Consider the following 10,175-nt stretch of genomic DNA (forward strand, 5'->3'; position numbering starts at 1 on the left):
ATGCCCGTGGGCGGTCAACCTTCCAAGGCTTCGAGGTAGCTGCGGCGCCAGTGGTTGATGTCGTAGGTGCGCAGGTGTTCCATCATCGCGTGCCAACGTTCCTTGCGCCGGTGCAGCGACATCGTCGCCGCAGTGGCGATGGCATCGGCCACGCCGTCCAGATCGTGCGGGTTGACCAGCAGCGCCTGCTTCATTTCATCGGCGGCGCCGGCCAGCAGGGACAGCACCAGCACGCCGGGATCTTCCGGGTCCTGCGAGGCAACGTATTCCTTGGCGACCAGGTTCATGCCATCGCGCAGCGGGGTCACCAGGCCGACAGCGGCGGCACGGTAGAAGCCGGTCAGCGTGGCGTGGGTGAAGTTCTGGTTGACGTAGCGCAGCGGTGTCCAATCCGGCTCGGCATGGCCACCATTGATGTGGCCGGCGATCTGCTCCAGCTGGCTGCGCAGTTGCCGGTATTCGGTGACATCGCCGCGCGAGACCGGTGCGATCTGCAGGTACGTGAGCGAGCCGCGCTGGTCGGGATGGCGCTGCAGGTAGCGTTCGAAGCCGAGGAACCGTTCGGGCAGGCCTTTGGAATAGTCCAGGCGATCCACGCCGATGGCGAGCTGGCGGTCGCGCAGGCTGCTGCGCAGGTTCTTCACGGCCGCCTTGCTGGCTGCGGTGCTGGCCTGGCGGGCGATCAGCTCGGTGTCGATGCCGATGGGGAACGCCGCGGCTCGGAAGTGACGTCCGCCGGGCGCTTCGAGCTTGCCGTTTTCCAGTACCCGGCCACCGCCGAACAGGCGCAGGTAGGTCTGGAAGCGATCGGCATCGCGCTGGGTCTGGAAGCCGACCAGGTCATAGGCATACAGCGCCGAGAACAGCCGCAGATGATCGGGCATGGCCTGCAGCAGGTCGGCCGAGGGCATCGGGATGTGCAGGAAGAAGCCGATGCGGCAGCCGATGCCGCGCTCGCGCAGCATCGCGCCGAGCGGAATCAGGTGATAGTCGTGGATCCAGACGATGTCGTCTTCGCGCAGCAGCGGCGCCAGCTTGTCGGCGAACAGTGCATTGACCCTGTGGTAGGTCTCGCGGGTGCCGCGGTCGTAGTCGACCAGGTCCAGGCGGAAGTGCAGCAGTGGCCACAGCGTGCGATTGGCGAAGCCGTTGTAGTAACCGTCCACATCGCGCTTGGCCAGGTCCATGGTGACGTACTGGATGTCACCATCGCGCTGCTCGTGCAGCGCGCCACTGGCCTCGCGCACGCTCTTGCCACTCCAGCCGAACCACAATCCGCCGCGTTCCTTCAGCGCCGCCAGCAGGCCCACGGCGAGGCCACCGGCACGGTTCTCGCCGGGCACAGCCACGCGGTTGGATACGATGACAAGACGGCTCATGAAGCCTCCTGCCAGGACCGCGACAGGCGCATCGCCGCAGTGATCAGGCCGACATGCGAGTAGGTCTGCGGGAAGTTGCCCCAGGCTTCACCACCGTCGAAGGCAAGGTCTTCCGACAGCAGGCCAAGATGGTTGCGTTGCTGCAACAGTGATTCGAACATGTCGCGCGCCTCATCCATGCGGCCGATGGCGGCGAGCGCATCGATGTACCAGAACGTGCAGATGGTAAAGCTGGTTTCCGGCTCGCCGAAATCATCCGGCGCGATGTAACGGTACAGCGCGTTGCCGTGCTTGAGGTCGCGGCCGATGGCCTCGACGGTGGCGACGAAGCGTGCGTCGTTGGCGTCGATGAAGCCGATGTCGGCCAGCAGCAGCAGCGAGGCATCCAGGCGATGGCCATCGAAGGTATCGGTGAAGTGGCCGAGCTCCTCGCTCCAGGCTTTTTCCATGATGCGTGCGTGGATGGTATCGGCACGCTCGCGCCAGTACTGTGCACGGTCATCACGCTTCAGGCGCACGGCGATCTTGCACAGGCGATCGCACGCCGCCCAGCACATCGCGCTGGTGTAGGTATGCACTTCGGTGCGGCCGCGGAATTCCCACAGGCCGGCATCGGGCACGTCGTGCAGTGCGAACGCCTGTTCACCCAGCGGCTCGAGCCGGGCAAAGGTGTGGCTGTCACCCGGATCCTGCAGGCGGCGGTCGAAAAACAGCTGGGTGGAGGCCAGCACCACGCTGCCGTATACATCGTGCTGGCGCTGTACCCAGGCCAGGTTGCCGCGCCGCACCGGGCCCATGCCGCGGTAGCCGGACAGGCTGGGCACTTCGTCCTCGTCCAGCTTGGCTTCGAAGCCGATGCCGTACAGCGGCTGCAGCGTGCCGTCGGTGGTGGCCAGGTTGAAGATGTAGCCGAGGAACTGCTCCATCGTGCGGGTGGCGCCCAGACGGTTCAACGCGCGCACCACGAAGGCGGCATCGCGCAGCCAGCAGTAGCGGTAGTCCCAGTTGCGGACGCTGCCGGGCGCTTCCGGAATCGAGGTGGTCATTGCCGCGATGATCGCGCCGCTGTCCTCGTACTGGCAGAGTTTGAGGGTGATCGCACTGCGGATCACCGCGTCCTGCCATTCCAGCGGGATGGACAGGTAGCGCACCCATTCGCGCCAGTAGTCGCGGGTGCGCTGGAACGCTTCCTGCACATAGCCGCTGATGGAGCGGTTGAGCGATTCATCCACGCCCAGGATCAGATGGATGGGATGGTTGAGCACGAACGGCAGGCCATCACGCACGAAGCGCACCGGCACGTCGGTAGTCAAGCGCAGCACATGCTCGGGCAGGATCCAGCGCACGTGGTTGCTGCCCCAGGTGGACTCGGGGACGCGCGCGCCCCAGTCGGCCAGTGGCCGCGCACGGATCACGATGCGCGGGCTGCCGGACAACGGTCGCACCTGGCGGATGAGGCTGACCGGCCGGTAGAAACGATCGTTCTGGCGCCAGCGCGGGGCGAAATCGAGGATTTCCAGCGCGCCCCCATGCGCATCGCGCAGCACGGTGCGCAGGATCGCGGTATTGGTCAGGTATTCCTGTTCGCTGCCGGCGAAGTCCTCCAGCTCGATGGCGAAGTCGCCGCCGGTCTGCTGGTTGGGGCTGAGCAGGGCACAGAAGGTCGGGTCGCCGTCGAAGGTCGGCAGGCAACTCCAGACAACACGGGCGTGCTTGTCGATAAGGGCGCCGAAGCTGCCGTTGCCGACCACGCCCAGATCAAGATCGGGTTGGGTCATCACGCGGTACATCTCGGTTGCGGCCGTGGGGGCCGGGGTCAATACGCATTCTCACGCAGCCAGGCGTGCACGCTGCGTATGTCGGGCAGCGCGAACACCGCTGCACTGGGTTCACGTTCGCCGATCAGCACGCTCCAGCCATGCAGGCCATTGGCCGCATCGAAGCCGAATTCATCGGTCAGGTCATCGCCGAGGAACACCGGCAGACGACCACGGAACGGCAGGTACTGCATCAGCCGACGTACGGCTCTGCCTTTGTTGGTAGCCACCGGGACGAATTCGACGACATGGTCGCCCGGCTGCAGGCGATAGCTGGCACGGCCGCGAACGTGGCGGTCGGCGAAGGCGCGCACATCGTTGGCTGCATGCGGTGCGCCACGCCAGTGCAGGGCCAGGCCTACGCCCTTGTTCTCGACCAGCACGCCGGGGTGGCCATGGGCGAAACGCATGGCTTGTTGATGAAGCGCATGCAGCCAGTCGGCGGTGTCGTCAGCATGCTCATCGCGTATCACGTGCCCGTCCTGCGCACGCAGTTCGTGGCCATGCAGGCCCGCAGCGGGAAGCTTGAGCGGCGCGAACAACTGGTCCAGCTGTTCAAGCGGGCGACCACTGACCAGTGCCACGGCACCTTCCAGTCGATCGCTGATGCGGCCGATGGCTTCACGCACATCGGGGAGAAGCTGCACGGCGTCGGGGCGTGCAGCGAATTCGATCAGGGTGCCATCCACATCGAGGAACAACGCGCAGGCGTCGTCCAGCAATGGAGGTGGCGGACGCAGGGGGAGCGGTTCAGCCATGACGACCACCATGCCAGCGGCGGCGTGTACGCCGGGTCGAGGTCAGGCTACGGCTGGTGCGGACCAACGGTCCGCACCCACCCGGTGGGTGCCGGCGCACCCACCCGCAGCGATCCATCGCGTCCCCGGTGGGTGCCGACCGTTGGTCGGCACGTTGTTCGCAGCAATCAGAACGTGTAGCGCACGCGACCGTAGTAGTACGCACCGTTGCTGCCGATCGGCGACAGCACGTCGTAGGGCAGGTTGCCGAAGTAGTGGATGTCCTCGTTGGAGCGATCCGGGTAGTTGTCGGTCAGGTTCTGCCCACCGATGGCCACGCTCCACTGCGGGGTGATGCGGTATTCCACTTCCGCATCCAGCTGCCACTCGGCCTGGTAGGTCTGGCGCGGAATGTAGCCATCACCGAAGTTGAATACGCGGGTCGCGCTGCCGTAGCGGTTCACCCGGCTGCTCAGCGACCAGCGGTCGTTGCTCCAAGCGGCTGAGAAACTGCCACGGGTGCGCGGGGTGGCGTCGGTCAGCGTATTGGTCTCTTCGATGCCGAACAGCACGTAGTCCGGATCCAGCGCCTGCAGCTGCGCCGGTGTGGCCAGCACGTTCTTCAGCGTGGTCTTGGTGTAGGCGTAGGTGCCGGTCAACAGCAGCTGGCCATCGCCCAGCGACTGCCGCCAGTTGCTCACCAGCTCGGCGCCGCGGGTGCGCGTGTCGGCGGCGTTGACGAAGAAGCTGGCGCTCTGCAGGCCGCCGACGCCGTAGTTGGTGGCCACGTAATCGGTCAGTGCATCGCCGGTGATGCTCTCGGACAGTGCGATGCGGTCGTCGATGTCGATCTGGAAGAAGTCCAGCGACAGGTCGAAGTGCTCGCCGATGCGGCTGGTGAAGCCGAGCGAGGTGTTCAGCGACTTCTCCGGCTTCAGGTCCTGCGCACCCAGGCCACGGGCGATGGGGTTGTTGACCGAGAGCAGGCGGCCCTGCACCAGCTGGCCGCCGGCGTTGTAACCGGTGGAGGTGGATTCGTAGCCGATCTGCGCCAGCGACGGTGCGCGGAAATTGTTGGAGATCGCGCCGCGCAGGGCGAATGCCGGGGTGAACTCGTAGCGCAGTCCGAGCTTGCCGGTCAGTTCGCCGCCGAAGTCATCGCTGTGCTCGTAGCGCGCGGCCAGGTCGGTGGAGAATTTTTCGCCGAACTGGCTGGACAGGCTGGCGTAGACGCTGGCCACATCGCGCGACAAGGTCGCCGCGTCCTGCGGAGTCAGGCCACCGCCTGCCTGCGAGCCGGTCGGACGATCGGTGTACGGGCCGGCGGCGTAGCTGGCCGGGTCGCCTGGACGGGTCTGGTAGCGCTCGTGGCGGGCTTCGGCGCCCAGGCCCAGGGTGTGGCTGATGCTGTCGCTCTGCGAGAACACGCGGCTCAGGTCGAAGTTGCCCACGGTCTGCGCGTACTCGTAGTCCGCGGTCTTGAAGCGGGTCGGGCTGGTCGGGCCCAGCGAGGCATTCAGCGAATCGCGCAGACGATAGGTGAAGTCGTTCTGGCCGTAATCCAGGCTGCCGTCATAACTCCATTCACCCCACTGCCCACGGATACCGGCCACCGCCTGCACGTCGCGGTTCTCACCTTCGGAGATCGGCCGGTAGCCATTGGGGTAGACCTCCTTCCAGTTGGCATCGCCATCGGGATAGCGGAAGTAGTTCGCGCCTTCGGTATCACGCTGGTTGAAGGTACCGAACGCATAGAACGTCGCGGTCTTGCCCACCGGAATCTCGGTGTTCAGCCACAGATTGATGTCCTTGCTGGCGCCATCGCCGAGCACGTAGTTGCGCTTGCCCTGCAGTGCAAGATTTGCCTCGGTCTGGTCCCACGGCGGAATCTGGTCGAAGCCGGCGCGGTTGGTGCCGTTGCGCTTCTTGTATTCCAGGCCGACGCGCAGGAAGCCGCCGTCTTCGCCCAGCGAGGTGCCGACCTTGGCACTGAGGTTGCCCGTCTGGCCGTCGGTGAGGGTGCGGCCGATCGGCTTGAGGTCGGTGTGGTTGGCGCCGTAGCTGGCTTCGATCTCGCCGCCGTCGCCGCCGTTGTCGAGGATCACGTTGATCACGCCGGCCACGGCATCGGAGCCGTACAGCGCACCGGCGCCATCGCGCAGTACTTCGATACGCTTGATGGCGCTGACCGGGATTGCGTTGAAGTCGACCGGGGTGGTGCCCTTGCCGATCTTGCTGTCGGTGTTGACCAGCGCGGTGTGGTGGCGGCGCTTGCCGTTGACCAGCACCAGCACCTGGTCCGGCGACAGCCCGCGCAGCTGCGCGGCGCGCACGTGGTCGGCGCCGCCGGAGTTGGACTGGCGGGGGAAGTTGAACGAGGGCAGCAGGGCCTGCAGGGCGCTGCCCAGCTCGCCGTTGACCACGCCGGCCTTGCGGATGTCCTCGGCGGTCAGCACGTCCACCGGCGAGGTGGATTCAAGCACGGTGCGGTCGGCGGCGCGGGTGCCGGTGACGATCACCGTGTCCAGGTTGGTGGCGGCGTCCTGGGCCGAAGCCAGGGCGGGGGACAGGGCGAGCGCGATGGCGAGGCCGAGCGGCGACGCGGACAGGCGGGGGGACATGCGGACTCCAGCAGCAACGACGTGGGGAAGGGGGGGCAGATAGTTTCACTTACATCCATCCGGATGAAGCGATATATTATCTTGGCGTGAGGAGGCGGTGCGATGCAAGTCCCGTCTCCCATTGCATCACTTCATGCCCTGCCGGCATGAGGGCATTGGTTGCAGCCGCAACCGAGGCGCAGGTGTACCCTCCGTGCCCCTTCGTCGTGCTTTTTCCCCTTCCCGGAGTGCTGTTCCCGATGAAACACCTTGGCCTTGTCTTCGCCGTGCTGCTGGCCACCAGTGGCTGCGCCAGCCTGTCCTCCAAGGCGCCCAGCGCCTATGCCACCACCGCCGACCTGCAGGGCGACGCCGCGCGTCCGTCCAGCGGCCACGGCTGGGTGCGCAGCGAGCTTTATTTCGGCGTGGGCGAAGAGCAGGGCGCCGGTGACCGCCCGCAGGCCGACACCATCAGCGATGCGCAGTGGCGCGCGTTCTTGGACAAGGAAGTGACGCCGCGCTTCCCGGACGGCCTGACCGTGTTCGATGCCTACGGCCAGTGGCTGTTCCGTGGCGATGCCTCCCCGAACCGCCTGCGCACCAAGGTGCTGGTGGTGCTGCACGAGGACAGCCCGCAGCGCCGCGCCGACATCGAAGCGATCCGTCTGGCGTGGAAGCAGCAGACCAAACACCAGTCGGTACTGTGGTCGCGGCAGGCGGTTGACGTATCGTTCTGACCTGGACGCGCCACTGTGGCGCTGCAGGGAATGACGATGACACCCAGGGAAGTGCTGATGGCGGTGATGCTGGCCGGTCTGTTGGCGCCGGCGGCACAGGCGCAGGACGAGGACCGGGGCCTGCTGCGGTTTTCGCCGGCAGCGGGCGTGCAGGCGTCGGTAGAGGTACAGGAGGACGGCATGCTAGCCGTGCTCCTGCAGCCGGCAGGGAAGCGGCAGCGCCTGCCTGGCGCGCCGGACGCCGAGGGAAATTCGCGCCTGGGCGCAGAGGACCTCGATTTCGACGGGCGTCCCGAGCTGGTTGCGCGCGCGGCGGTGGGCATGGTCAATGAGGCCGTTGCGGTCTATCGCTTCGACGTGGGCAGCGGTGAGTTCCGCGCACTGAAGGCGGTGACCCATGGACACGACCAGTGCGGTGACCTGATGGGCCTTACCGCCGACGCCGCCACGCGCACGCTGACCGCCAGCTGCCGCAGTGGGCCGATGTGGTACACCGACGTGTATCGCTTCAACGGACCGCAGCTCTATCTGTACCGCGGTGAGAGCGTGTTGATGCTGGGCGATACGCTGAACCGTGCGCTGCACTGGGAAGAGACCGAGAATCAAGGACCACTGGCGGTGTGGCGTACCTACGATCCCTCCGGCAAGGTGCTGGAAAGCGCCATCGGCGACGGGCTCGGCGCACCAGCAAGCGGTGCGCCGCTGGTGGGGCTGATGGCGAGCGTGCTGCCTGCGCGCCTGTTCCTGTTCGACCGCCCTGGTGCATCGAGCACGCAGCGCTACCTGGTGCAGGGTGATCGCGTGGAGATGCTGGATGAGCAGGATGGTTGGGTGAAGCTGCGTTATCGCAACCCGAAGCGCGGCGCGGTGACGGGGTGGATCAACGTCAACGATTGACGGCAGCCCTGCCCGGAGTTTGCACGACAAGGCGATCGGCCTCTTGCCCACGGGAGCATCACTTCACCGGGACTAGCCTCGGGGTTCCCCCTTGCAAGGCTGTAGTCCCATGAGCAAGCGCGTTGCCGAGATCGTCGTCGATACCCTGCAGCAGGCGGGCGTCCGCCGTTGTTATGGCATCGTCGGCGACACCCTGAACCATGTCACCGACGCACTGCATCGCAGTGAGATCGAGTGGGTGCATGTCCGCCATGAAGAGGTCGCGGCGTTCGCGGCCGGTGCCGATTCATTGATCAGTGGCCAGCTGACCGCCTGCGCGGGTTCGTGCGGTCCTGGCGGTCTGCACTTCATCAACGGCATCTTCGAGAGCAACCGCAACCGCGCGCCGATGGTGCTGATCGCCAGCCAGGTGGTCACCAGCGAACTGGGCATGGAGTTCCCGCAGGAAGTGGATTTCAAGGCGGTGTACGGCAGCTGCACCGTGTTCTGCGAGCAGGTGCACAGCCCGGCCCAGGCACGGCGCGTGGTGGCGCTGGCCTGCCAGGCGGCGATCAGTCGCCGCGGTGTGGCGGTGGTGATCCTGCCGGCCGACATCAGCGAAGCGGAAGTGAAGCACGATGTGCCGTTCTCGGTGCATTACACCCAGCCGGTGCTGCGCCCCTCCGAGGCCGAGCTGCAGCACATCGCCGAACTGCTGGGGCAGGGCAAGCGTATCGGCATCTATGCCGGCGCCGGTTGCCAGGGGGCACATGCGCAGCTGCTGGAACTGGCGCGGCGCCTGCAGGCACCGGTGGCGCACACATCGCGTGCGAAGGACTTCGTCGAACCGGACAACCCGTACAACATGGGCATGACCGGAGTCTTCGGCATCGAATCCGGGTTCCACACGTTGATGGAGTGCGACACGCTGCTGCTGCTCGGCGCGGATTTCGCCTGGGGCCAGTTCTATCCGGACAAGGCCACGATCATCCAGGTCGACCGTGACGGCAGCCACCTCGGTCGCCGCCATCCGGTGAACCTGGGCGTGGTCGGCGATATCGCACCGACGCTGGATGCGCTGCTGCCGATGCTGCCCCCGCGCGAAGACAGCAGTTTCCTGGACGAATGCATCGAGCACCGCGACAAGGCGCTGAAGAAGCGCGAGCAGGAGGAGCAGCCGGGTGAGGGCGAGCTGATCCATCCGCAGCACCTGACCGCGCTGCTGTCGAAGTACGCCACCGACGATGCGCTGTTCACCGCGGATGGTGGCTCGCCGATGGTGTGGGTGCTGCGGCACATCCGGGTGAACGGCCGGCGCCGCACGCTGACCAGCCTGCTGCACGGCACGATGGCGAACGCGATGCCGCAGGCGCTGGGTCTGCAGAAGGCCTTCCCGGGGCGGCAGGTGATTTCGTTGTCCGGCGATGGTGGGTTGGCGATGTTGCTGGGCGACCTGCTGACCGCGGTGCAGGAGAATCTTCCGATCAAGGTGGTGGTGTTCAACAACGGCTCGCTGAATTTCGTCGAGCTGGAGCAGAAGGTGGAAGGGCTGCTGGACAACTACACCGACCTGAAGAATCCGGATTTCGGGCGGTTGGCCGAGGTGATCGGCTTCCATGGCCGCACGGTGACCCGCAGCGAGGACCTGGAAGAAGCGGTGCAGGATTTCCTGGCCCAGCGTGGGCCGGCGCTGCTGGATGTACACACCAGTCGCGCGGAGCTGGTGATGCCGCCGCAGATCGAGGCCAAGCAGGTGGCGGGCACGGCGTTGTATGCGGCCAAGGCAGTGCTGAGTGGTCGCATCGACGACGTGAAGCATCTGCTGGTGGACAACTTCCTGAAAAAGTGAGGGTTGGGGGTTTGATGCAGGGCTGCGCCCTGCACCCGCCGAATCAACGTCAACGTCAACGTCAAAAGCGGGGTATCGGTGGGATGGCGGGGTGGGTCCGGTTGCGGGGGACGCCGTAAACCCCCAGACCGGCCCAGCCGCTGGCGGCTGTGCGTTCGGGCGCTTGCGAAGCAGTGCTTC

General features: G+C 66.1%; 7 protein-coding genes. 3 read left to right on the forward strand and 4 right to left on the reverse strand.

The window, feature by feature from the left end:
* Window positions 1-14: 14 nt before the first annotated feature.
* From otsA to ABIA73_RS18490, 4 genes are all read right to left on the reverse strand, one after another.
* Window positions 15-1,379 (reverse strand): alpha,alpha-trehalose-phosphate synthase (UDP-forming), encoded by a 1,365-nt coding sequence (otsA, locus tag ABIA73_RS18475; RefSeq protein WP_032975160.1) that lies wholly within the window; start codon window positions 1,377-1,379, stop codon window positions 15-17.
* Entirely contained in the window at window positions 1,376-3,157 is a 1,782-nt protein-coding gene (locus ABIA73_RS18480) for a glycoside hydrolase family 15 protein (protein WP_080150638.1), read from the reverse strand. The genes otsA and ABIA73_RS18480 overlap by 4 nt, the downstream gene beginning before the upstream one ends.
* Before the next feature lie 38 nt (window positions 3,158-3,195).
* Entirely contained in the window at window positions 3,196-3,954 is a 759-nt protein-coding gene (gene otsB, locus ABIA73_RS18485; RefSeq protein ID WP_025874307.1) for a trehalose-phosphatase, read from the reverse strand.
* Window positions 3,955-4,121: 167 nt separating this feature from the next.
* Complete coding sequence (locus ABIA73_RS18490; RefSeq protein WP_059064894.1) at window positions 4,122-6,554, reverse strand: TonB-dependent receptor plug domain-containing protein; 2,433 nt, start codon at window positions 6,552-6,554, stop codon at window positions 4,122-4,124.
* Window positions 6,555-6,793: 239 nt separating this feature from the next.
* On the opposite strand from ABIA73_RS18490, the gene ABIA73_RS18495 reads away from it, so the two are divergent.
* From ABIA73_RS18495 to ABIA73_RS18505, 3 genes are all read left to right on the forward strand, one after another.
* Window positions 6,794-7,270, forward strand: a complete 477-nt coding sequence (locus tag ABIA73_RS18495; protein ID WP_025874309.1) for a DUF3574 domain-containing protein — start codon at window positions 6,794-6,796, stop codon at window positions 7,268-7,270.
* Between the two features lie 36 nt (window positions 7,271-7,306).
* On the forward strand, window positions 7,307-8,167 hold the full coding sequence (locus ABIA73_RS18500) for an SH3 domain-containing protein (protein ID WP_354276144.1): 861 nt from the start codon (window positions 7,307-7,309) through the stop codon (window positions 8,165-8,167).
* Between the two features lie 109 nt (window positions 8,168-8,276).
* Entirely contained in the window at window positions 8,277-9,995 is a 1,719-nt protein-coding gene (locus ABIA73_RS18505; RefSeq protein WP_025874311.1) for a thiamine pyrophosphate-dependent enzyme, read from the forward strand.
* The last annotated feature ends 180 nt before the right edge of the window (window positions 9,996-10,175 follow it).

This window comes from Stenotrophomonas sp. 2694 (assembly GCF_040548715.1).
Taxonomy (GTDB): Bacteria; Pseudomonadota; Gammaproteobacteria; order Xanthomonadales; family Xanthomonadaceae; genus Stenotrophomonas; species Stenotrophomonas indicatrix.